This is a genomic window from Vibrio sp. 1751 (assembly GCF_033339895.1).
GTDB classification, from domain to species: Bacteria; Pseudomonadota; Gammaproteobacteria; order Enterobacterales; family Vibrionaceae; genus Vibrio; species Vibrio alginolyticus.
In genome coordinates this window covers 64,697-87,786 of record NZ_JAWOVM010000012.1, presented here as the reverse complement: position 1 = coordinate 87,786, position 23,090 = coordinate 64,697, and the positions used below count along the sequence as shown (strand labels likewise).

Here is a 23,090-nt window from a genome sequence, read left to right as displayed (position 1 = left end):
AGAAACGCCTTGTAAATTAGAAGATACTAATTTGACGAGAGCCCTTTAAAAATGGGAACTTTCATGCGATTGCCCTGCCACCTTAGCTTTAAACTCAGGAGAGTGGTTTCTACGTTTTCTAGTCATAATCTGTCCCTGTATTGTTGGGTACTATCAAAACAGATCGACCACTTAAAGTCATGTCCGAAAATTGGGGGCCACTTCTATTTGTGTTCTTCTACAAATTCGTACTCTTTATCTTCCAAACATTCTTTTACCGCATTAAGGTATTTATGAATCACTATCTGCTCATCAAACTCACGTTCAATCTTCAAGCGACTTTGACGCCCCATCTCTAAGCGTTGCTCATGAGTCATTTGAATCATTAATTCCAATTTTTCAGCCAAGCTATCTGTACTGCGTAACTCACACAGGTAGCCATTTATTCCATCGTCAACAGTTTCGCGGCAGCCAACATTATCTGTAGTTACAATAGCTTTGCCCATAGCTCCGGCTTCAAGCAACGACTTAGGAACGCCTTCGCGATAGAAAGATGGCAATACCATACAATCTACTTTCGCGATGTCCTCTTCAACGCAATCAGATACGCCAAGGTAATTCACAATACCCTCATCAACCCATGCTTGCATTTCAGATTCTGTGACAGCTGACGGATTATTTACTCCAACAAAACCGAGTAGTTGAAACTCAACACCGTCGCCATACTTAGCTTTAAGTGTTCTTGCCGCGTCGACGTAATGCCCAATACCTTTGTCGTAGAGCATACGAGCAATTAATAAAAACCGGACAACGCCATCATCAGCCGCTGACTGAAGAGTAAACCGAGTTAAATCGACACCAGAGCCTGGTAACCTATCGGTAATCGAAACATCTGCAAGTTTGTTATCTAAAAATAACTTCCTGTCATCTTCATTTTGGAAGAAGATCTTATCGGCTTTGCGTTGACTAACCTTGTAAAGAAAACGAGCTAACTTGGCAGTGATAGATTCATTAATGAAAACCATACCCAAACCAGCAATATTGTTCACGGAGTTAGACCCGACAAAATGCCCAGCTAACGTACTGTAGATGTTGTTCTTAGGAGTGAAGTTAAGTACCACATCAGGTTTAACACTCTTAAACACTTTGATAAAGGAGAAAAATGTACCAATATCTTTAATTGGATTTGTCCCACCTTGGTCAATGTCGATATGACAGAATTCGGCTCCTAATGCTTCGAGCTTTGATGAATAATCGTCTTTAGGAGCTATTGCGAAAACCTTATAACCAGCATCTAATAATGCGGTTATTGTGTTTCTTCTGAAATTATATAAATACCAACTTGTATTCGCTGAAATCGCAACTGTTTTCATCTAACAACCTAAACCTTATAAAACTCGCAATACCAATCGACTAAGGCTTGAACACCTTGTTTAAGACCAACTTGAGGTTTGTAGCCAGTCGCTTCGAATAGGTCAGACGTATCTGCGTAAGTCTTGTAAACATCGCCGGGCTGCATTTCGCGGAAGTTCTTCTTAGCTTCAATACCAAGAGCTGATTCGATTTCCGTGATAAAGTCCATAAGGTTAACAGGACTACCGTGACCGATATTGTAAACAGAATATGGAGCAGAGCTAGAAGCTGGTGTACCAGACTCAACGGTCCAATCATTATTTTTTTGAGGGATTACTTCAGAAATACGTACGATACCTTCTACAATATCGTCAATGTAAGTGAAATCTCGCCACATATCGCCATTGTTGTTTATATCGATTGTGTCACCCTCTAATATCCTCTTAGTGAAAATAAAAGGAGCCATATCCGGACGTCCCCATGGGCCATAAACGGTGAAGAAACGTAGCCCTGTAGTAGGCAAGTCATACAAATGCGAGTATGAGTGCGCCATTAACTCATTTGACTTTTTCGTCGCTGCATACAAAGAAACTGGGTGGTCAACCGTATCACTTGTTTCAAAAGGTGTTTTTTGATTCAAGCCATAAACAGAAGATGACGATGCGTAAACTAAGTGCTTAACTTTTGAATGTCGGCAACCCTCTAGGATGTTTAGGTGACCAACTAAGTTAGAATCCGCGTAAGCCATCGGGTTTTCTATAGAGTATCTCACACCTGCTTGAGCTGCTAAGTGAATGACACAATCAAACTGGTTGTTAGCAAAGAAATCAGCCACAGCTTGTCGATCCGAGAGATCCAGCTTTAAAAACTCGAATCGTTCACAATTGTTGATCGTCAGTAGTCGAGCTTCTTTAAGATTAACATCATAGTAGTCATTAATATTATCTACACCAACAACACTCGCACCTTTGCCCAAAAGTACTTCAATGGTTCTAGCACCAATAAAACCCGCAGCGCCAGTTACTAAATATTTCATTTATTAAATTCCTTCCAATAACTACCTAATAAGACATCTGCATCTTTACTTGAAAGTGGCTCCCAACCACTACCATGACAAAACGTTAGTTCACCAAAATAAACCTTTCCATCAACGTTATACATATCAACTCGAACATATTTAAAAGGTTTCGCTAATTTTTTTGCTAATGAAATCAATTCGGGCATATTAATGGGAAACTCATAGGAATCAGCAATTGATTCATATTTTGGCTGTATAGCAAAACTTAACTTTTCTAAAGATTCCAAATACAGTGATCTTTTATGATTACTAAATCGGTCACTATCAACCTGAATTATTACTTTTTCCTGGTTACTATCGTCCCCTTGAAAAATGTGCAATTTGTAATCAGATGGCAGAGAACCATCTTTATGCATTAATAATTCTTCCATGAGTACTTGCGGCGTTTCAAGATCATAGAAGTTTTCATCAATCTTTTTTCCTATTTTTATTTTCAGGTAACGATTGAACTGTGATGATAATGCGTTTAGATCTGTTAACTTTGATTTATCGAGTACTACCTTAACATTCTCACCACCACCTCCATTACTCGTTTTGATAACAAACTTATTAGGTGCGTTGTGAAAGAAGTCAGGTGTTACATGAGTCGTTTTCGAGATCAAAGGGATTAAGTACTCTTCCCCGATGGTTTCTTTGACATATTCTCTCACTGTGTACTTGTCTACATAACAAGAAAACTTTAATGATTCTTTATCAAGCTTTCGAGCAAATATTTTTTCTGAGAATGTATCAGGATATATAAAATCTGGGTAATACTTATGGACCATAATAAACCTAGCTTTATTATAAAACCTTGGAGTAATAACAGCCCTAAGGACATCCCTAGTTATATTTTTTAATTGTTTCTTTAGAGTCATAACCTACACTACCCATACAAATTTTCCCGCTAATAAATAACACCGATGATTTTCTCTCTCATATTTTTTATGCTAAACCTTTCTCGAGTTTTATAAGGGTTAACCGTATAATTTTCCAATTCGAGAATAGTATTATTTATTGCATCTATAAAATATTCGATTTTTGCTTCATCAATAATGACACCTTCCGTAACATCAGTTATTATCTCCGAAACTCCTGGGGCATTAGTTGCAATAGCAGGCACCCCGTAAGCAAGTGACTCAATTAGTACTGTTGGTAAAGCTTCACTAGACCTTAATCTAATACATTCATTACCTAAGCTCATAGTTCCATCTAGGACAGAAGAAAAAAGAAACACATCAGAGATATTATAATAATAACTTGTATCAGTAACCCAACCGTGAAACTGGACGACAATGTTTTCAGGCAAATTATTTACTTGATTACCAATATATTCTCTATAATCAGAAGAATAACTCCCTAGATAATCACCAACTACATTCAATTTTATAGGTATTTCATTATTTTCCAATTTACATAACGCATCTAAAATCACATGCAATCCTTTATGAGGAACTAACATACCTACATATAGGAAATTTAACGTTTTTACATCGCTACCCTTGCTTTTATGAACTTCTTCAAAGTCAAATCCATTGTAGACGACAACTGCATCCTTTTTAACATCCTGAATTGAGCGCTTTATATAATTAGAGGGAACAATAATTTCATCAGGGATAGAAACTGTTAATTTTTTAAGAAGTCGACTGTAATTGATTGGACCGTGTAAATGCCAAACTAACTTCACATTGGTTAATTTGAGAAAAAGCCCACATAAAATTAGCCCCCTAGGATCGTACGTGTACACTATTTCAGGTTTATTTTTTAGCACTTCAATTAAAAAAAACACATTTAAGAACAGAATAGTAAATAACGCATTTATCTTATACGTTAATCCATTTTTACTATCTGAATCTGATGTCCCTTTACCAAATAATTCTGATAAGTTTTTTTCTAAAGGAATAATTTTACAGGAAGATTTTTTCTTATGTTCTTCAACGTGTTGTGATTTCCTTTCCCTAACATAGACCAATACCTTATATCTATTGGCTATGATATCAATCACATTATGTGTTACTTTTTGAGCACCAGCAATATTCCCTGCGTAAGGATCAAAAATCAGAGCTTTTTTCAAAGTCCACTCCTAAAAGTCACTAGGTGTAATAATAGATCACATAGATAGTCTATATAACATTTAAAATATAATTCTTAATTAAATTACGGAATTTCCAAAGTATGTTTATCCATACCCTTTAATATTTCTTTTAACTAATATAAGAAAAACTGAAGTCTCTATTAAGTTAGATATTAATATAAAAAATGCCAATAATACAACATCTACGCCATTAAATAAGTATCCCATTAAACTAAGCATGAGCAATAAAAAGAACTTCACCCCTCTAACTTTTTTCTGTATCTTCAGTTCACCATCAAATAATAGAACCGAAGAAAACACTGAAGATAATAAAATAAAAACCAAACTAAAAACACGTAATATTAGTAGAACTTGTATCTGCTCTAAGGATATATCCCATTTAAATAATGATATAATCAATTTTGTGACTAGTTCAGAAAATAATACAGATAATAAGCAAAACAAAACTGCTGTCACTAACGACACCTTCCTGACAGTTTGTAGTGTTCGTTTTGGATCCTTATCAAACTTTCTCTTTAAGTCACCGGCAGTCGCATAAAAAATGGAAGCAAAAGTAACTTGTAAAGCAGTAACAACATAAGCGATACTACCAAAAAACGTAACCTCGCCACCGGTTCCAAAATAACTTAGAAATAACACAGGATAAGAACTAGCTATTGTTAATAAAAAAGCTTCGATGCCTAAGTCTTTTGAAGATAAAAATAGCTTCTTTATGTTTGAATAGTATAAGCGCCTTTTACTAGAATGTTTTATAATATAAAATAAATCAATCGTAAAAAATGGTATAGAGAAGCTAACAAAATACAATAAAAGTAAACTATTATAGTCTAATATTAACCACTTAGTTTCATAAATAATTACAACAGCAAACGTAATAAAAAACTTAACTGCTTTATTAAGAAGAATATAACGATGGTTGTTCAGTCTTGTATACAGACCGAAAACCAAGTCTGAAATAGCTTCAAAGACCTTAGATGCCAAAATAATAGATAGTAGTAGGATATCAAAGTCATAAACTGCTAAAACAATAGAAAAGCTTAAAAAAGAAGCCAGTGAATTAAATAAGCTTCGCAAGATAAGATATTCGTAGTTATTGTACCTTACTTCTACATCTATTGAAGCAAGTCGGCGAAGGTCAAGGTTAAGTAGAACAAAAATTGGTGCTGAGACAGATAAAATCGTTAAGTATGAGTCTACACTTGATAGATTAAAAGATCTATTAAAAATAGTTAACCAAAGAAAATTTGACAATAATGATAGTATATTTCCTGAGAAACTATATATTACATTCATATAATTTACTTCACTTCAGTTTTAGTCGCAAATCAATTTTCAAGAAAAAAGCATATAGTAAAAAAAACATTAATAATGACTGGACACTGAACACCAGTTTAGAGCTAAGAAAAGTTTGACTCAAAACCATAAATGATATGTAAATATTAATTACCCCCCTATTAACACACCATGTTTGTAATATCAAAGAGATCATAACTAAAAATGACGCATACAACACTCCGAAAAAACCGAAATTTAAAAACACTTCTGTAGATATATTAACTGGGAACCCTACATTGAACCTTCCGAATATTTCCTGTGCGACTAAACCATCAATCATCACTGGTTTTAGTTCACCAATAAGCTCTCTGGGAATGAAAGAAAATATAGGCATGGTTATAGTTCTTAAATAAAATTCATCATTAATATGACCTATATTTGAAAAAATAACCTCATCTCTCATTTGCGCTTGATAGTCCGATAATGAAGATGAGTCAGAACTACTGTAGATGCTACTCCAATCTAATGTGTCAGCATTTCGCCTAAGTGCTCCAAGTACTGAAAATGAGGATATTATAATTAATCCGATTATAAAAACTCTAAAAGTAGGTAGCTTTTTTGTATCGTAAATGTAAGCTATTATGTTCGCTAAAATAGCATAGATAAGGAATCCTCTACTGCCTGTAGTTAAATAACTGAGTAATCCACTTAATAATAAAACCCCCACCCATAACCTAACGCTATATAATCTAAGTAAGGGTGATATGAATAATATAAAGTTAATTAGCATAAATAGAAAATAGGGAAACCTATTATCAGAATAGAATAAAGAGTTTGATCGCCTCAGCAAATAGAATAATGGGTTAAATCCAGAACTTACCAAGAAATATACAGTTATTACAGCCAAGGCAGCAAGACTAAAGTAACTTAAGTATTTAGAAAAATAAAATATATTTTCGTGTTTTATCAAAGAACTTTTTTGAGTTACAAAAATAGCTTCTTTAATTACAATCTCCGATATAAACAAAATAAAAACAAAAGCTAACGTGAATAATTGATAATTAATTACCGCATCAAAGTTGACATCATTAGTATAGATAAAACTTCGCTCTGGATTTAGAGAAGAAGTAGTAAAGTATGAATATATTGTGACTTTTGGTATCTCATACAATACAATTGACAGGGAAATGAACAAGCTAGGAGATAATAAACTTAATCTATCAAAAATAATTAAAAACGCTAACGGTGTAAAGATCAAGAACCAGAATGCTATGATCATTGAACTACTTTCAAATGTACGTTCAGAATATAATAAAAGATTAAGTACAGACAAAAGTAAAGAGCCTAAAAAAGTAGTTATAGAAATCAGCTTAATATTATTCATTAATAAAACGCTCTAAATCTTCTACTATTTTTTTGTGTGATTTACCTTCTAACTCATTATCAATTAGTGTTCTACGACGCTCTGCTTTATTATGTTCAAACCTTGATATTAATCCTTTCACTCCATGTTCTGCTGCAAAAGCTAAATCATCAAAACTATAGAAAGCTATATCTTCATAGTGCTTATTCCAACTATACCCCAGTTCACCTTTGGTTAATTTTCTATCCCCAAAATAAAAAACTGTAGGTACATTGCAAACAATTGCATCATTACCCACATTGCCAACAGTACCGACAGCGTTAGCCCCAACAAAATTTACATCGACATATTTTAAATAATCAACAATATTACCTTCAAAATCGATTAAGCTATCGAAATATTTACTGTTTGATAAATCATGTTTACCGTTAGGCCTATGCTTAATAATTATTTCAGCTTGAGAATCAATTAGGTTTACAGCAGAAATAATATCATCAACAAACTTTGTCATTTCAGCATTCGTGCCATATGTTAATATAATACCAACTTTATACGACTTATTATCTGTTTTATTTTGGTCTTTACTTCCCACAAGATTAATTAATACATCATAAAATGGACGACCAACAGGAATATTCACTGTAGTTTGTCGACTGTCCTCATTCCAATGATCAACCACACTACTTGATAATAAATAATTTCTAGAAAGAAACTTATGACTATTATGATCAAACAAGCTAAATTCAGTTGCATGAGGAAGCAGTGATACTTTAGAGTTCTTCATGCTGGAAATATATACTAATCCATCAGCATTACCACCACGAAATAATACACATGACTTGTCGTATGAGCTGTTGTATTGCTCCACCAAATTAACTAGTAACAAAGTCCTTATATTATGTATAAGTAAATCAAATAATTTAGAGTTATACTTAAACTCAGGAAGTGCATAACCGGTTTCAACAGAAATCGAATTTACGATGCTGTTAATTCTAGCCTTATAACAAAATGTAATTTTAAATACATCTTTAATTAAACTGTATTGAATCGGCCATTCTTTAGAAAAAACTGGAAAAACACTCACTCCTTGTATTTTTTTTCTCAAAGATAAATTAGGATTAATTATAACCATACCTTTATCACGCAACATGGAAATAATTGGCTCATCAACAGTAGAAATATTACTTGCAAGAGACATCCAAAATAAATCAACTTTCTTTTTTGGTCTCGGCCTAAAAATTAGACTATAAAGAAAACCAATCAATAAGACTCCAATAAACCCAACAAGCATTAATAATGATTTAAATGTATCACGTTTTAACTTTCTAGAAATACTGAAATCTACGAAATTTTCTCGTCTTACAAGATTTATATCCACATCAACAAATTCATTTATTGAATCTTTGACAAACCTTGCCAAGTCCATATTATTTTTAGTAACTTCTATTCTGACATTTTTATATTTATTTTCTTGTATATCTTTTAATATATTCTCAACGATTGTACTGTAATCAGTCAATTTTAACCCAACAGTTGTCATCCTATTTAGCTGACTAAAAATTGTTTTTTTTACTTTGCCTTCGTTGTCATTTGAAAGAACTCTTTCATTTAATTCTGTTATACGATAGGAATGATTTTGCTTTTGCTTCGGCGTCCCTAAGTACTCATTAAATGAATTTTTGCCATAGAAACCATCAGATATAATTAATATTTCACCTAACTTCATGTCCTGCTTCACTTATATTTCTCAGAGTATTTTAAATCTCTTATGTTTTACTTTTTCTTAATCGACTTATATTCTGAATCATTACCTAATATTATTCTGTACAATTTGATATATTACGATTCTGAAATTAACTTAATTACATGATTTAGGTCTTCTGGGGTATCTACTGCTACAGATCCCGCTTCAACCTCAACCATGTCAACTGGGTAGTCTGATTCTAGAAAACGTAATATCTCAATGTCTTCGACTTGTTCATGACGTGCCTTCACTTTGTTACTGTAATAAAACGCCAGTTGCTCTTTAGAAAAAGCGTAAATACACACCTGCTTGTAACCAAACTTGTATTCTCCGGTTTTAGTCTGAGGAATGCCTGCTCGACTCATGTATAGCAACTTACCGGAATGACTAAATGTCACTTTAGGCACAGTAAAAGATCGAAACTCTTGCTCTGAAGTGATGGCACACATAGCGTTGGTAACATTCCCAGTATTCAAAAATGAATCTATTACGGTATTTATGTCATCTGGATTAATGAGAGGCTCGTCACCTTGCACGTTGACAATAAAGTCGCAATCTAGCTGCAAGTTCGCTTCAGCTAGACGGTCTGTTCCTGTCAGACACTCGGAACTTGTCATTACTACCTGCCCACCAAAGCTTTTAACTACACGTTGGATACCCTCATCATCTGTTGCTACGTATACCTTTTCTTCGCCTACCGCTAGGCTGCAGCGCTCCCACACGTGTTGTATCATTGGTTTACCGCAAATATCAGCAAGTGGCTTTCCTGGGAATCGGCTTGACTTATATCGTGCTGGAATGACGACAGCAAAAGTTTTTTCATGGCTCATGATTAGAATCTCACAGTTGAAAAGTCATCGATAAAAAAGTGTTGACGCAATTTGCATTGCTCAAACATTTTTTCTTTTACATTGGAATAAGGAGCGTAAAATACAAAGTCGATATTATTCTGTTGTGCTGAAAGCATGTCTGATTCAGCATCACCAAACATGACCGCATTCGTGTTTTGTTCTTGTTCAAGAATAAGTCGGATAAGCTCAGATTTTGGCGTTGGAGAGCCAAACACACCATCAAAGTAAACATCCAGTCCTCTCTGGACAAAAACATCTCTTAGCTCACTTTGCTCAGAGCCGCTCGCAACATACCGTTTGCCTTTACACTGCTCAAGAAATGCCATAAAGCTAGGTGTCAGCTCTGCTGTTAAATATAAGGTGCGACACTGTTTGGAGAAGTCTGCCAAAATCAATTGCTCAAGCTCACTTCTTTGCTCTTCTTCAATATCGAGGATGCTATCGAGAAAATGTACAACATGGTGAAAGCGAGACTTACCAAAGTTATGACGAAAATAATCGACACATTCAGCGATGAGATCTTGATCTGAAAAATGCGCCTCCAGCGCATTTTTCATAGCTTCGATTTTCAATTGATTAGAATCTAAAATAACTCCATCACAATCAAAGATATATACCTCATATTTACTTAACAGGAGCATAAACAGAGCCTTTAGCAATAGGGTAGCTAGTAGGGGTCAAAGATGTGATTTCTAGACTTTTCTCATGAGCATGGTAAAGATTCAATATATCTACCATCTCTTGTTGGCGAACGTCGTCTTGAGCGTAACCATCGAAACCCACCACCGAAATAGCATTCACTTTTGACTCTAGCAAAACACCAAGAATATATGCCGTTGTTATGTCATATGGCGTTGTCGTATAAGTAGCCCGAGTTTTAAACGTCTCTTTTTCGACCTCTAACCCGTAATCAATCAAACTTGCACCCTCACCCTCTAACTCAGAGAGCTCTGCATCTGTAAAACGACACTTGGGCAAGATGATTGGTTTCTGTAGACCTTTGTAAACTTTTGACTCTGACAAAAATTTTGAGTTGTGGGAAATTACGTAATAATCAATCAACTCAGGGGCAATATGCGCAGTTGTATTGATCGAGATAACAACAGGTTGAGTGTTTTTAATGTACATTTCTACCGCTGATGCGTATTTCTCTGTATTTGGAGCGTTAGCAATGATAAGTACATCTTTGCCATCAAAGAGACCTTGTACGTCTTGGCTTCCGGTTACTTCTGCTTTATTGTCAGAGAAACTCAGTGCAGTATCGAGTACAACGCCGTTGTAAGATGTTGTACCTTCTAGCTTGCTGAGGTAGTCAATCGCACCAATGATTTCGTCTGTCCCATAGTGGGTGCTAGACAACAGGTTTTGAATGTAAGTTGGGTGTACATCATTTTGAGCACCTAGGAAGTAAAGTAAGTTGCTGCCCCAGCCGTACTCTTTTTGCATCGATTCAAAATGGCGGATAACCAACTCATAGATTGGCTTTGGTTGATACTTAGAGTCGCCTTTATCTAGGTAAGCCAGTAGACTCTCAGTTTGGGTGTTGCCTGCGCCGCGTCCCATACCTGTCACTGTCGTATCTAGCCAGGAAACGCCGGCTTCCATTGCTGAAAGGGTGTTATCCAAACCTTTACCCATATTGTTGTGAGTATGGATACCCATAGGACCCACCCAATGAGTACGAAGCGCTGATACGATACGTCGCACTTCCTGTCCATCCATGTTGCCCAGTGAGTCAGCAAAGTAAAGGACATCTAAACCTTCCCAGCTTGCTGCTTGACGGGCTTTGTCTGCAATCAAGTCGTCGGGTTTACCACCGGCTTGCATTAGGTTGAAGCCTACGATGTAGCCCAGTTTTTTAAGGTGCGTGACGATAGGTGCTGAGAACTCAACTTCATTGAAGTGTGCGGCAACACGAACTAAGTCAACTTTACTGTTAGCCGACGGAACGAAGAGTGCATCAATCGCTTCTTCGATTGCCATACCGGACTCTAGGATAGTTTTGGCATCGACCATTACACCGTAAGTTGGGCCTTCAGGCAAGCTCAAGGTATTGATGAAGTCTTCAGTCGTGTAAGCGAATGCGCCTAAGAAACCCGATTTAGCAAAATTGCGCAAACCGAGCTCAACGTAGTCGATATTCGCCCTTGCTACGCCGTTGAGGTATTGAGTAACGACTTCTGGGTCGAAGTCCCAGTTATTATAATAGCCACCATCCCGAAGGGTACAGTCTAATATTGAGAAGTTCATAGATATTTCTCTTATGATTATTTTAATTTTTAACCTCAGTCAAAACAAACAACTGAGACGCTTTTTATTCATTTTGAGACGGTCAGTTTTCACTAACTATCTGTAATTACTTGATTTGTCCTATTTTAGCTACCCCGCCCCAATAGGCTTTTTTTTATTAACATCTACTTGGACGTAAACTGCAGCGCTAAAGTATCAAGTATCTTATTGAACCAAGAGGAAATGCGCCAAATGTGGCTAATTACCGAAAAATAGCATGCAAACAAAATCAAGAAAGCAATAAACATTATTGATTCACTAACGCCAACAAAATCAGCCCACAAACCGATAGCGGCACAAATTGATGCCATCAAACAGATGAAAATTAACGTTGCACCTGGTGAAAGCCCAATACGTTGGCAAATATGGTGTAGATGTTCTCTGTCTGGTTGGAATGGTGACTGACCTTTACGAACGCGACGAATCATAATGGTTGCCATGTCCATCAATGGTAAGGCAATTAACCACAGCGCTGTAACTGGCTTAAAAGCTACAGCTCCTGGCTCTTGTGTGCCGCGAATCAGCATCCAAACCACAGTAAAGCCGATGAACATACTGCCTGCATCACCCATAAAGATCTTAAAGCGACGACCAAGTGGGAAACCTAAGTTCAGGAAGATGTAAGGAAGCATCGCAGTCACGATCATTAAACAGATCGTGGCTAAATATTCGTTTCCATTGTAGGCAAACACAATACCTAATGCTGTAAAGGTGACCGAGGCTAACCCGCCCAGCAAGCCGTCTATACCATCAACCATGTTAAATGCGTTAATGGCGCCTATTACCGCAATCGCGGTGATCACCGCGCCAGTAACTTCATTCAGGGCAATGGTTTCGCTTCCCATTAGATAACCCAAATCGTGTAAGCTGTGGCCTCCGATGTAAATCATCGCAAGGGATATTCCTGCTTGGATAATAAGGCGAATTTTGAAACTTACATCGTAATAGTCATCTAATGCGCCGAGCACGATGAGTACAGCCGAACAAGATAAGTAGAGTGATAGGTTGTCATTCATTGGTAAGAATAGAAGGAACCCCACCAGTATAGTAGAGAAAATGGAGATCCCTCCTACAAGTGGCACCACACCTTGGTGAAGCTTTCTTGCATTGGGTTTATCTACTAGACCTACGCGCTTAGCGACCTTGCGCATTACAAAAAGTAGAACGAACGACAAAATAAATACAAATAAATATGCATTATTCATGATAGCCAACTGTGTTATTAAATAAGTTTGAAGTAAATCTATAACGCATCCGACTGATTCCCTTTACGGATTCCATTGCATCACAGGTCCGATACTGCTGATTCTTTTTCGCTCATATCTGAATAAGCCGAACCTAAGAACAAGCAGGTGATTTTTGGGCGTGACAAAACCACATTAGCCAACGTGGGTTGTAACGCATTGCAAACGCTAATTTCTAATATTGAATATGTAAGTAACTGAATCACCCCGATACTCGCTCATGACGGTCACGGGTTCACAGCTTTTTATAGGCAGGCCAAATACAAAGCTTGTATATGCTAACTGACGATTTGAGTCGATAGTTAACTACTTCTACACGCTTAGTGATTGGTTTTGATAGGTATGAGAAATGGAGATTTAAATTGTAACCTATGCCTAACCAACATTCGCTCGCCACTTTGTTAGCTTTGAGCCTCCCTCTGACAAAAGGGAATTACATAAATTTGTAATAGTTCTCGTTTTTTATAAATCAATCTTGCCAGAAATGCACTTAGGTGCTTATTATTATTGAAAATTCTTTAGTTTGACCTCTTTCTTTTATTAGGAAGGAGGCTTCAACGGTGATTTGGGCACGCTACCGCCCCTAGGTCTGGCTCCTAGAAGCAAGTTTTTGCACGTGATGTGAACGGTTGCATTTCCAAACAGGAGACGAATTGTATAGTAAACACGTTGCAACTAAAAGTAGAACGTGTAAAAAGCTTACAAAAAAATGTCTTTTTTCTGACACTTATGCCGTCATAAATGTGGCGTGTTTTATAAAATTATAATTATCAGACCCCCATTTTACGCAGCGAGCACTAAACAGCTAGTGACGCTGATTCCAGAAGCTTAAATGAAAATAGTTGCAATAATATGAATTGCATCACAAGCGGTTGCAATGAAACGTAGTCAAATTTATGACGAATATCTAAGTCTCTCTAAACTTTCAGTTTTGCCATTTTCTTTCTCCTATTTTGCTTGCCTACAATACGCTCACTTATTCACTATCTGCCCGCTTACCCTAGCTACTGAGCGATTTACCGAATCGCTGCCAAATAGTGAGGTTTGGCTATGTGTAAAATAGATACTCACAAGTGTAAGCTAGCAAAGGTAAAAGCGTCGTTTTGTTATGAAAGTACTGCACCACGGTGGGAAAAATACGGTTACTGGCTCTTGTCACGAGCTCGTGTTACAAAATGGAAGTGTGCTGATCGACTGTGGTTTGCTACAAGGCCAAGACAATGCTCGGCAGCAGAGTTGTGGTATCGATTTTTCTATCGCTCATCTCAAAGCGGTAGTGCTGACCCATGCTCATATCGATCATATTGGTAGGCTACCTTGGCTGTTAGCTGCTGGCTATAAGGGCCCCATCTACTGTACGGAAGCCACCGCAGAGCTCCTGCCGCTTATGTTAGAAGATGGTTTAAAGCTCCAATTGGGTATGCGACGCCATCAAAGAGAGAAAGTGCTCGATTTTATTCGAACGCTTATTCGTCCTTGCCCTTACTCAGAGTGGATAGAAATAGAAGAGAATACTTCTCTCCGGCTTCAACCTGCAGGGCACATTTTAGGCTCTGCGTATGTTGAATTTCACCTGCCAAATCAAGAGGTTGTTGTTTTCTCTGGGGATTTGGGACCTCGCAACACACCTCTCCTACCGGATCCTTTATCACCGGAAAAAGCTGACTACTTGTTTATCGAGTCAACTTACGGCAATAAAATTCACGAGGATGTAGAGTCCCGCAGCAGGCGATTACTTTCTATTATTGAGCACGCACTTCGGGATGGTGGCGTAATTGTGATACCAGCTTTTAGTGTCGGGAGAACCCAAGAGTTACTCTTTGATATAGAGCAGCTTATACATGAGCACGCTTTGCAAGATTCACTGCCTATTATTCTCGATTCTCCTTTGGCTAAAAAGGTGACCAATACCTATCGCCAATTTAAAAAACTTTGGGGATCTGAAGCGAAAGAGCGACTCGATCATCATAGACACCCTCTCGCGTTTGACCAATGCATCACGATCGAACGCCACGCCGACCATTTACAGCTCATTAACCGACTAGCAAGTACATCAGAAGCCGCTATCGTAGTTGCGGCCTCCGGAATGTGTGAAGGTGGCCGTGTCGTCAATTATTTGGAAGCTTTACTGCCTGATGAAAGAAATGATGTTCTATTTGCCGGCTATCAAGCGAAAGGAACTTTAGGTCGGCGTATCCAGGATGGAGAAGAAAGTGTATTGATTGAAGGTAAGCGCGTGAAAGTGAAAGCTCAAGTTCATACGATGTCAGGATACTCTGCGCATGCCGATATGAACGACTTAATACAATTTGTGACTTCAATTCCTACTTCTCCTAAAGAAGTTCACCTTATACATGGTGAGGAAGATTCGAAAAGGCATTTACATACGCAACTCATCAATCTCGGATATACAAGCATACTGTAAGTAAAGTATATAAAATCAAATTTTCATCGGGAAATAGCATAATTATTCGGGTGAGATTTATAAAATTCGCCCACTTGAGTAACTAAATATAGAGGGCTCAAGTTCAAGAAAGCTAACAAAGTTGTAAGCATGTTCAGGATTAAGGTATATAATTTCTATACGAAATAAACTATAATCGCCGACCTATAAGCATTGGCTAGTCGAAAACAACTTATTCCATTCCTATGACAGACAGTATGAGCGACACGCTTCAAGAACGCGAAGTTTCTGAATTAAATAAAAATAATTCTATCAACACCATATCAGCATTGGACGAATTATCAGCAAGTGAAACAGAAGCTTGCCTTTACATCTACTGCCCAAAAGAAGATGAGGCAAAGATTGCTCAAGTGCTTAAGAGACATCCTGAGATCAACGCTCAGGTAAACAACTATGCGCTCAGGGAGTTTAAGAGTAAAACTCTTTGTCACTTCAAAAGCTCAAATTTGAGTGTAGAACAGCAGGCTTTTTTGGTTGCAGCTACAGAGCTTGGAGCTTGGGTCGAACCTCTAGTCAGCTACTTTGACCGCTCTTTAGGCTACACAGAAACTGAGCTCTTGCATAGTGGCTACTTCTTACACCAAAAAGCTTTTTCTATCCTCTCTAATCGTAAGAACAGCTGGCAAAAGCGCTTCATCGATCTCTTGTTTGTTTTTATGCTATCGTGGGTTGCTATCCCAGTAGGGCTTATTACGGCACTGCTCATTAAGCTTGAGTCACCAGGCCCGGTATTCTTTAAGCAGCGTCGTACTGGCCAATATAATGAAGAGTTTGAAGTGATCAAGTTTCGCTCTATGCGAAACGATGCGGAAAAGAACGGTGCCCAATGGGCGACCAAAGGCGACACCCGTGTGACGAGAGTCGGCTGTTTTATTCGTAAAACTCGTATAGATGAACTCCCTCAGTTGATCAATGTTCTAAAGGGAGAGATGTCGATGGTTGGCCCTCGCCCAGAACGCGAAGTGTTCATCTCTGAATTGGAAAAAGCAATTCCTTATTACCGCTTTCGTCATGCAGTGAAACCTGGGGTAACTGGTCTAGCTCAAGTTAAATACCCTTATGGCGCATCGGTAGAAGACGCTATTTGGAAGCATAAATACGATATCTACTACATCAAACACCAAAACTGGATTATGGAAGTGAAAATTCTATTCCTAACAGTAAAAACGGTCTTGTTCGGTATGGGACGTTAAACAAGAAGTATCACAATACGTTTTTAAGTAACTGTAGATAAAAAGAGCAGCCCCTTTACGGGATCTGCTCTTTTTACGTTTATAGCACTGTAGTGAAGAGTTAAAAGGAACGAGACTAAAACTTGCGCTTCGCTCTATGCTTGATTGTTCCTTTTACAGCATACACAGAAAATGTTAGTAAGCTTTTAGGGAAACTCAAACCCACTACATCTCTATAGAACTTCCATTGATATGACAAAACACTAAGCTTATTCGCTGTCATACCAGTATCCATTCGATACTTGGCTAATGTTTTGGGCAAACAATAAGCTTTAGGAGTATCTTTTAATATCTCCAACCATAAGCCCATATCTTGCCGCTTACGAATCAGTGGCATATAACGTTTACCTAAAGTCTGAGCATCATAAACTGCTGTCAGGCATCCAATAACATTACTGTATAATAACTTTTTATACGTAGTGGAATCAGGTGCAGTCACAACGCTAATTTCTTCTTCGCTATTAAAGCGACTGTAGTGCGTATATGTTAGAGCGTAATTATTATTTAACATGAACGCGATTTGCTCTGACAATTTATCTTCTGTCCATAAATCATCAGAATCCAAAAATGCAATAAATCGGCCTTGAGCCTTTTCTATGGCTAAATTTCGGCTTGCGCCAGCGCCTCGGTTCATGTCATTTTGGAAGATATGAATGTTAGGATATTGCTCAGAAAAACGTTTGAGTATTGTCCATGTACCATCTGTAGACTTGTCATCAACAACTATAATTTCCCAATTTGTATAAGTTTGGGATATAACGCTTTTGATGCTCTCTGCAATCGTACCTTCTGAGTTATAGGACGGCATGATGACAGAAACAAGAGGTTGAGTATTTGGCATAATACAGACTAATTAAGGACCTATTCGACTTGCTTTAAGTTGATTGACGAGATTTAAGTCCCCCCAAACAACGCGATTATTAGCTTGGAGGGGGCTATAAGTTATTTAATTCGATTGAAGATTTCTGCCCACATTTGCTCTGTCTGAGCTTTGTACTCTGCAATTTTGGTATTGTAGGTTTCTTCTTCTACTGTTGAGATAGATAATCTTAATGCTTCCTTCAGTTCTTCTTTCGACCACTCTGGCTTCGCTAAGAAGTCGGCACGATTGTACTCGTCAAAAAGGCTCTCGTATTTATGGCTCCAGCTAGTACCTACACAAGGGATGCCCTGGGTTAACGCACTAACACAGCCATGAAATCGAGAACAAATAATGCCTCGGCTTGAGCCAATCAAACCTTTCACTTTTAAAGGGTTGGTCTCTTGAATAATTTCAATCGAATGAGGTGTTGCCGCTTTCACTTTTTCACACAGCTCACCATCGTGCTTGCCCTCATGGTTCAACAGTACTGGCACGTAGCCTAGCTCAAGAATGTTTTCAGCAGATTCTACTAAGAAGTCTAGGTAACGTGATTTCCAAGTAGTATTGTTATTGCGCTCGTTTACCATATTGTAGTTAGGGATGATAAACACGGTATTGTTATACTTCGCGTAATCTTCTTCGAGTTCACCTTTCACTAGGTTAGTGAAGTCAGGAGCAATTTTTAACTTTGATGTATCCTCAAGGTAAGGTCGAATGCCATCAAAACTGCTCTGCTCACGAGCAAAAATCAATGCAGCCTTGCTAAAGCCATCTTTTACTGCCGCTTGTTTCTCTGGATCAGCAAACGGGCCTAGTGCTTGAGGCATGAAAATGAATGTTTTGTTGTGTTTTGCTAGTCGCTTAACTTCTTTAGCTACTGCCTCTAAATGCTTAGTCGGCCATTGATCACCATAAGCAAAACCAGATGCATCCAGCACTACATCCACATCCGCTTCCGTCACAATACCCCAATTGGTTTTTAGCCACTTTCTAATTTTTGTCGGTAGGTGGTAAGACAACTCGTTTAGGTCCAAAAAACGCTTTTTCAAAGACAGCTTCTGATAAGCGTTGACCTCAGCACGCGCTTTATATGGCGAGTTACCATTAGGTGCCAAAACAATCTCTGCACTAGGATCAAACTCATTCAATTTTTGAATAACAGCGTGCAACATAAGCTCCGCGCCTTTGTTAACAAATTGAACACCTTTAATTTCAACGATCATTATTTCACTACCTTTATTAAATCTGAGTTGTCTTTTTTGTGAGAGAACGGGATAAAACCTTCAGGATCTGCATAACCTACTGACATCAGCATAACCGTACGTTCGTGAGACTCCAAACCTAGCAGTTTTTCAAGTCTCTTTTCACGGTCCTCTACATCTGGCCAGTTGATCATACAAGAGCTTAGCTCCATAGTTTCCAGTGCCAACGCAAATTGCATTGCTACCAATGAGCCATCAATATAAATAACATGGCGGTCTCGCTCTGCTGGGTATGCTGAAAGATCTCCAACGATAGCAATAATCATTGGGAAGTTATGCCCAAAACCAACAGTTCCCATAGCGCTATCGGCAACTTTATTCACCATGTCTTTGTCGGTTACAACATGAAACTTAAATGGTTGGCGGTTACAAGCAGAAGGCGCTTGCTTTGCAATTGTCATTGCTCGCTCAATCTTTTCTATTTCAACCGCCTGCTCAAGGTACCAGCGGGTCGAGCGGCGTTGTCTAAACAATTTTTCTAGCTGCTCTGTCGTAATTTCTGAAACTTCACTCGCGTTTTTCGCATACGGAACTGAACGCATAGTTAGCTCATCTAGAGATTGAACGTTCTCTAAGCACGCGAAGTAATCAACTTTTGCTTTCTCAATATCATTGTCTTTACCCGCAATTTCGAAGAAATGGCTAAGTACGCTCACACACCAATCCAACTCTTCTTTCTTAAGTTGTTGGTTGTTGCAAGCGACAACAAAAGCGTCAACGGTTTCTTGAATGTAACGAGTAGCAAATACATCCCTTCTCGGACGCATAATCAAGCCCTTTTCAAGACGGTGTACATTTCGTCTTAAAAGAACTCGACTGTCCTTGGCTTTGGCGTTGTCATCATAGTATTTCAAACTACCTTTCAAAACGGATTGGTGCTCTCTGTAAAACCTAGTACTGAAGAACGTGTAATATAGAGAAGAGGTAAATCTGGTTTTTGACATTGTACGGATCAAACCTGCTCTTGTATTTTCAATGAACGTCTTAATACGATTTTTGGTATTTTTACTCAGAAGCTTCAATAACAGGCTTTTCATTTAAATTTCCTAATACAGTATGTTGCAGGCATAAATACAGATTTAGTCATAATTAATGCCATAATTTGTGTCTTTGGATGTAGCCAAAGAACGAAATAACTCGCGCTAGCATATGAAATGAGCGTAGCAATAGCAGCACCTTCCCCTCCAAATTTAGGAATAAGGAAGTAGTTGAGTACAATGTTAACAATTGCTGCGATACCATGAGTAAACAAAGAAAATTTTAGTAACCCTTCAGCAATGAGCCATTTGCTCAATAAAGCGCGCATAAAGATAAAACAACCAGCCCAAATATGAATAGTCAGAATTGGCGCAGCTGGAGCATAAGGTTCTCCAAAAGCAAACGGAACAAGCCACCCGCCCAACAGTGATACGGCAATAGCAATTATTATGGCCATCCAAAGTAACACGCCACATAGCTGTTCAAGCTGGAAATTATAGCTTTCCCTGTTTCCTCGAGCTTTAAGCAGTTTAGGGAAGAAAGAAGTTGTTAGAGCTAGTGGGAAAAAATACCAAACTTCAGACAAACGAGCGGCAACAGAGTAAACACCTAACTCTGTTGCTCCTACCATTTGGCCGATCATTAGCTGATCTATTTTAAGATAAACAACGGACATAAACCCAGATAAAACTAGCCATTTCGATTGGTCTAGTAAAGAAAATGCATACGTCTTATTCCAAGAAAAATGTTTAAGTGTGATAACTTCAGAAAAGTGTTTATTGTAGTAAATATAACCAGATACATACAATACACCACGTATAATTAGCTCAACAAAAAACACCCAAATAAAGAAGCTAAGATCAGCCTTCAACAAAATCCCAACTAACTTAGCTGCACTTGAAATTATTAGTGTGGTGACTCGAATAAAGACAATATATTTGGATGCCACCTCAGCTTGAAAATAAAATTCAATAACATATAAGGCGGATGAAATATTTATAACTGCGGCTACAATCAACCATTTAGGATCGACGAGTTCAATCGAACTCTGCCAAATCAAAATACCAACCACAGCGATCGTTGCCCCAACTAATCCTCCGATTAACCGCAATAAGAAGGATGAGCACAATACTTCGTATTGGCTTCGACCGTTTACAATTTCACGAGTAACAAGTGCGTTGAGGCCAAGAGAAGTAAAAGGAGCTAAAAGGGCTAAAAAAGAAACTATAAAGTTGTATTGCCCAAATTGTTCCGGGGCTAAATATCTCGCTAGAAAAATATTTATTAAAAAGGTAATGGCTAAAGTTATTATTCTCTCACTAAATAACCAAGCTGTATTTCTCAATGCTTTTTTTGTTGAGTTCATTATTCTAAATCACTTAATAGACTTGATCATTGTAAAAATAGCCTTTATAAATATCTCGTAAGGCTAAAGCCTTATTATATCGTATCTTTTTAAATGACTTTATAAAAAATGCAACGTTGAGAACCAGGCTCAAACTACCAAATATCTCTCGAAAGGCAATGCCTCTAGCTATCATCTCATTGCTGCTTTTTATTTCCTTACCTGATGACTCTAATGGATGTCGAGTTATCACCTCCGGAACATAGCCTAGCTTACATCCAGATTTACTCAATCGGTTCAAAAATACTGGTTCATCACAAAGAGGGTATTTAGCACCAGCCCCAAGGTTTTCAGGAAAAGTAATATGGGGCTTTTCTAATAAAACAGAAGCTTTAACTGCAATCTCAATCGTTCCGACTTTCAAGATGGAAATATTATTATGCTTAAATTCTTTATCTGCATAGTTTTTGATCAGCCTGCTTCCTGTTAGGTCTGACACTGAGAAAGTCAACACTTCGTAATCATTTTTCGCAAAAGCCTGAACAACCCTCTCGTAAGCGAATTCCTCTAACTCGACATCATCGTCAAGGAAGAACACATAACTTGCGTCGTTTGGGATGTGCTTTATCGCTAGATTTCTGCTTTTTGTAACACCCGTTTCATCTGAAAATACAGAAAACACATCGCTACGCTGTGAGATTTTCTTGAGAAATTCATCTTGAGTAGACTTTGAGGTGCACTGGGAAACGACAATGTAAGACACTTCTTCCCTCTGCTTCAAAAAGATGTCAGGAACGTTGAGCAACCGATCACCATAAGCAGCAACTAAAAATGTAACCTTTTCCATTTTTATTTTCTCAAATTTCGCTGCTTCAAGAAAAGTGAAAGTGCAGACTTGTAGTTATCACGAGAAATCAATCGAGCCATAGTCAAAAGAGGGAGAGTTTCTCCTGTCACCTTGTATCTCATGATTTCCATTGATTTTTTATGATCGGCATTCATTTTGTTTTGATGCTTTTCGAAAAACAGTTCAAAACCTCTCGTTTTACGATTACTCGAACTTGAGATTCTCTCTCCCGCATGTTCCGTATTTAGGTAATAGTTGTATTTATCAGTTTTGTAACCTTTACCAAATCGATCTACAAGTCTTACCCAAGTGTCGTAATCTTGAAATGCTGGCATCGCTTCATCAAAGCCGCCAATAGCCTTGAGCTTAGAAACGCTGGTTAGCATCTGGTTTCCAACCAAATTTTGATACATTAGGTTATTCAGATCAAACTCACCCTGCTCAAATCCAAATTTTCGATGAATTTCTCTGTCGATGGTAACTTCAATAATGTTTGCACACACTAGAGAATACTTGTCCTCATACACACCGACTAAATCGTCTACACGGGATGCTCCAAAGTAATCATCATCATCCATACCTGTAATCAACTCACCCGATGCAGCGTTCAATGCAACATTTCGAGAGTAGCAAGCTCCTTTCCCTTCATTGTTTCTGAAGTATTTTAATGGATAAATTGTTTGCATCTGTTTAATAACATCTTGGGTGTCGTCTGTTGACGCATCATCTACTACGATAACTTCGATGTTTTCGTAAGTTTGGTTATAAGCAGATTCAATTGCTCGTTTGAGCAGTTGACTCCGATTATGAGTAACAATATAAATAGTCACTAATTTCATATTCAACTCTA

The 23,090-nt window shown here is 37.8% G+C and carries 19 protein-coding genes; 2 read left to right on the top strand and 17 right to left on the bottom strand.

Annotated features, from left to right (window positions below; translation table 11 throughout):
- Positions 1-203 precede the first annotated feature (203 nt).
- The 11 genes from R7041_RS06945 to wecA form a co-directional block, all read right to left on the bottom strand.
- Positions 204-1,352, bottom strand: coding sequence for a glycosyltransferase family 4 protein (locus R7041_RS06945; RefSeq protein ID WP_258512741.1), 1,149 nt, complete (start codon positions 1,350-1,352; stop codon positions 204-206).
- 8 nt (positions 1,353-1,360) lie between these two features.
- Positions 1,361-2,368: an NAD-dependent epimerase gene (locus tag R7041_RS06940; protein ID WP_258512739.1), complete on the bottom strand. Its 1,008-nt coding sequence runs from the start codon at positions 2,366-2,368 to the stop codon at positions 1,361-1,363.
- Positions 2,365-3,267 carry an ATP-grasp fold amidoligase family protein gene (locus tag R7041_RS06935; RefSeq protein WP_258512737.1) on the bottom strand — a complete coding sequence of 301 codons (903 nt, stop codon included), beginning with the start codon at positions 3,265-3,267 and terminating at the stop codon, positions 2,365-2,367. Before R7041_RS06935 ends, R7041_RS06940 begins: the two co-directional genes overlap by 4 nt.
- Positions 3,268-3,296: 29 nt before the next feature.
- The gene (locus R7041_RS06930) at positions 3,297-4,463 is read right to left on the bottom strand and encodes a glycosyltransferase family 4 protein (RefSeq protein ID WP_262652097.1); all 1,167 of its coding nucleotides are present in this window, start codon (positions 4,461-4,463) and stop codon (positions 3,297-3,299) included.
- A 105-nt stretch (positions 4,464-4,568) separates the two neighbouring features.
- Positions 4,569-5,777: a hypothetical protein gene (locus R7041_RS06925; protein ID WP_262652095.1), complete on the bottom strand. Its 1,209-nt coding sequence runs from the start codon at positions 5,775-5,777 to the stop codon at positions 4,569-4,571.
- 10 nt (positions 5,778-5,787) lie between these two features.
- Positions 5,788-7,143 carry an O-antigen polymerase gene (locus tag R7041_RS06920; protein ID WP_262652094.1) on the bottom strand — a complete coding sequence of 452 codons (1,356 nt, stop codon included), beginning with the start codon at positions 7,141-7,143 and terminating at the stop codon, positions 5,788-5,790.
- Complete coding sequence (locus R7041_RS06915) at positions 7,136-8,848, bottom strand: hypothetical protein (protein WP_262652093.1); 1,713 nt, start codon at positions 8,846-8,848, stop codon at positions 7,136-7,138. The genes R7041_RS06920 and R7041_RS06915 overlap by 8 nt, the downstream gene beginning before the upstream one ends.
- Before the next feature lie 113 nt (positions 8,849-8,961).
- Entirely contained in the window at positions 8,962-9,696 is a 735-nt protein-coding gene (gene kdsB, locus R7041_RS06910; protein WP_258512532.1) for a 3-deoxy-manno-octulosonate cytidylyltransferase, read from the bottom strand.
- A gap of 2 nt (positions 9,697-9,698) precedes the next feature.
- Positions 9,699-10,358, bottom strand: a complete 660-nt coding sequence (locus R7041_RS06905; RefSeq protein WP_258512534.1) for an HAD family hydrolase — start codon at positions 10,356-10,358, stop codon at positions 9,699-9,701.
- Positions 10,342-11,967: an aldolase catalytic domain-containing protein gene (locus tag R7041_RS06900; RefSeq protein ID WP_258512536.1), complete on the bottom strand. Its 1,626-nt coding sequence runs from the start codon at positions 11,965-11,967 to the stop codon at positions 10,342-10,344. Before R7041_RS06900 ends, R7041_RS06905 begins: the two co-directional genes overlap by 17 nt.
- Positions 11,968-12,131: 164 nt before the next feature.
- The gene (gene wecA, locus R7041_RS06895) at positions 12,132-13,211 is read right to left on the bottom strand and encodes a UDP-N-acetylglucosamine--undecaprenyl-phosphate N-acetylglucosaminephosphotransferase (protein WP_258512538.1); all 1,080 of its coding nucleotides are present in this window, start codon (positions 13,209-13,211) and stop codon (positions 12,132-12,134) included.
- Positions 13,212-14,358: 1,147 nt separating this feature from the next.
- On the opposite strand from wecA, the gene R7041_RS06890 reads away from it, so the two are divergent.
- Together R7041_RS06890 and R7041_RS06885 are read left to right on the top strand one after the other, a co-directional pair.
- Positions 14,359-15,675 carry an MBL fold metallo-hydrolase gene (locus tag R7041_RS06890; RefSeq protein WP_258512540.1) on the top strand — a complete coding sequence of 439 codons (1,317 nt, stop codon included), beginning with the start codon at positions 14,359-14,361 and terminating at the stop codon, positions 15,673-15,675.
- A gap of 224 nt (positions 15,676-15,899) precedes the next feature.
- Positions 15,900-16,907: a sugar transferase gene (locus R7041_RS06885; protein ID WP_074191961.1), complete on the top strand. Its 1,008-nt coding sequence runs from the start codon at positions 15,900-15,902 to the stop codon at positions 16,905-16,907.
- 115 nt (positions 16,908-17,022) lie between these two features.
- Here the strand turns inward: R7041_RS06885 and R7041_RS06880 are convergent, their stop codons facing one another.
- The 6 genes from R7041_RS06880 to R7041_RS06855 form a co-directional block, all read right to left on the bottom strand.
- Positions 17,023-17,787: a glycosyltransferase family 2 protein gene (locus tag R7041_RS06880; RefSeq protein ID WP_074191960.1), complete on the bottom strand. Its 765-nt coding sequence runs from the start codon at positions 17,785-17,787 to the stop codon at positions 17,023-17,025.
- A 101-nt stretch (positions 17,788-17,888) separates the two neighbouring features.
- The gene (locus tag R7041_RS06875; protein ID WP_074191959.1) at positions 17,889-19,031 is read right to left on the bottom strand and encodes a polysaccharide pyruvyl transferase family protein; all 1,143 of its coding nucleotides are present in this window, start codon (positions 19,029-19,031) and stop codon (positions 17,889-17,891) included.
- Positions 19,031-19,837 carry a nitroreductase family protein gene (locus R7041_RS06870; RefSeq protein WP_165616009.1) on the bottom strand — a complete coding sequence of 269 codons (807 nt, stop codon included), beginning with the start codon at positions 19,835-19,837 and terminating at the stop codon, positions 19,031-19,033. The genes R7041_RS06875 and R7041_RS06870 overlap by 1 nt, the downstream gene beginning before the upstream one ends.
- Before the next feature lie 266 nt (positions 19,838-20,103).
- Positions 20,104-21,414 carry a flippase gene (locus R7041_RS06865; protein WP_074191957.1) on the bottom strand — a complete coding sequence of 437 codons (1,311 nt, stop codon included), beginning with the start codon at positions 21,412-21,414 and terminating at the stop codon, positions 20,104-20,106.
- 13 nt (positions 21,415-21,427) lie between these two features.
- The gene (locus R7041_RS06860) at positions 21,428-22,240 is read right to left on the bottom strand and encodes a glycosyltransferase family 2 protein (protein WP_074191956.1); all 813 of its coding nucleotides are present in this window, start codon (positions 22,238-22,240) and stop codon (positions 21,428-21,430) included.
- A 2-nt stretch (positions 22,241-22,242) separates the two neighbouring features.
- Positions 22,243-23,079: a glycosyltransferase gene (locus R7041_RS06855; protein ID WP_258512543.1), complete on the bottom strand. Its 837-nt coding sequence runs from the start codon at positions 23,077-23,079 to the stop codon at positions 22,243-22,245.
- Positions 23,080-23,090: the final 11 nt, after the last annotated feature.

Bases quoted from the DNA above. Each gene is read 5' to 3' on its own strand.
- R7041_RS06870 (WP_165616009.1), bottom strand. From the start codon at position 19,837: ATGCGTCCGAGAAGGGATGTATTTGCTACTCGTTACATTCAAGAAACC.
- R7041_RS06925 (WP_262652095.1), bottom strand. From the start codon at position 5,777: ATGAATGTAATATATAGTTTCTCAGGAAATATACTATCATTATTGTCA.
- R7041_RS06905 (WP_258512534.1), bottom strand. From the start codon at position 10,358: ATGCTCCTGTTAAGTAAATATGAGGTATATATCTTTGATTGTGATGGA.
- R7041_RS06915 (WP_262652093.1), bottom strand. From the start codon at position 8,848: ATGAAGTTAGGTGAAATATTAATTATATCTGATGGTTTCTATGGCAAA.
- R7041_RS06880 (WP_074191960.1), bottom strand. From the start codon at position 17,787: ATGCCAAATACTCAACCTCTTGTTTCTGTCATCATGCCGTCCTATAAC.
- R7041_RS06855 (WP_258512543.1), bottom strand. From the start codon at position 23,079: ATGAAATTAGTGACTATTTATATTGTTACTCATAATCGGAGTCAACTG.
- R7041_RS06860 (WP_074191956.1), bottom strand. From the start codon at position 22,240: ATGGAAAAGGTTACATTTTTAGTTGCTGCTTATGGTGATCGGTTGCTC.
- R7041_RS06875 (WP_074191959.1), bottom strand. From the start codon at position 19,031: ATGATCGTTGAAATTAAAGGTGTTCAATTTGTTAACAAAGGCGCGGAG.
- R7041_RS06940 (WP_258512739.1), bottom strand. From the start codon at position 2,368: ATGAAATATTTAGTAACTGGCGCTGCGGGTTTTATTGGTGCTAGAACC.
- R7041_RS06935 (WP_258512737.1), bottom strand. From the start codon at position 3,267: ATGACTCTAAAGAAACAATTAAAAAATATAACTAGGGATGTCCTTAGG.
- R7041_RS06890 (WP_258512540.1), top strand. From the start codon at position 14,359: ATGAAAGTACTGCACCACGGTGGGAAAAATACGGTTACTGGCTCTTGT.
- wecA (WP_258512538.1), bottom strand. From the start codon at position 13,211: ATGAATAATGCATATTTATTTGTATTTATTTTGTCGTTCGTTCTACTT.
- R7041_RS06865 (WP_074191957.1), bottom strand. From the start codon at position 21,414: ATGAACTCAACAAAAAAAGCATTGAGAAATACAGCTTGGTTATTTAGT.
- kdsB (WP_258512532.1), bottom strand. From the start codon at position 9,696: ATGAGCCATGAAAAAACTTTTGCTGTCGTCATTCCAGCACGATATAAG.
- R7041_RS06920 (WP_262652094.1), bottom strand. From the start codon at position 7,143: ATGAATAATATTAAGCTGATTTCTATAACTACTTTTTTAGGCTCTTTA.
- R7041_RS06945 (WP_258512741.1), bottom strand. From the start codon at position 1,352: ATGAAAACAGTTGCGATTTCAGCGAATACAAGTTGGTATTTATATAAT.
- R7041_RS06885 (WP_074191961.1), top strand. From the start codon at position 15,900: ATGACAGACAGTATGAGCGACACGCTTCAAGAACGCGAAGTTTCTGAA.
- R7041_RS06900 (WP_258512536.1), bottom strand. From the start codon at position 11,967: ATGAACTTCTCAATATTAGACTGTACCCTTCGGGATGGTGGCTATTAT.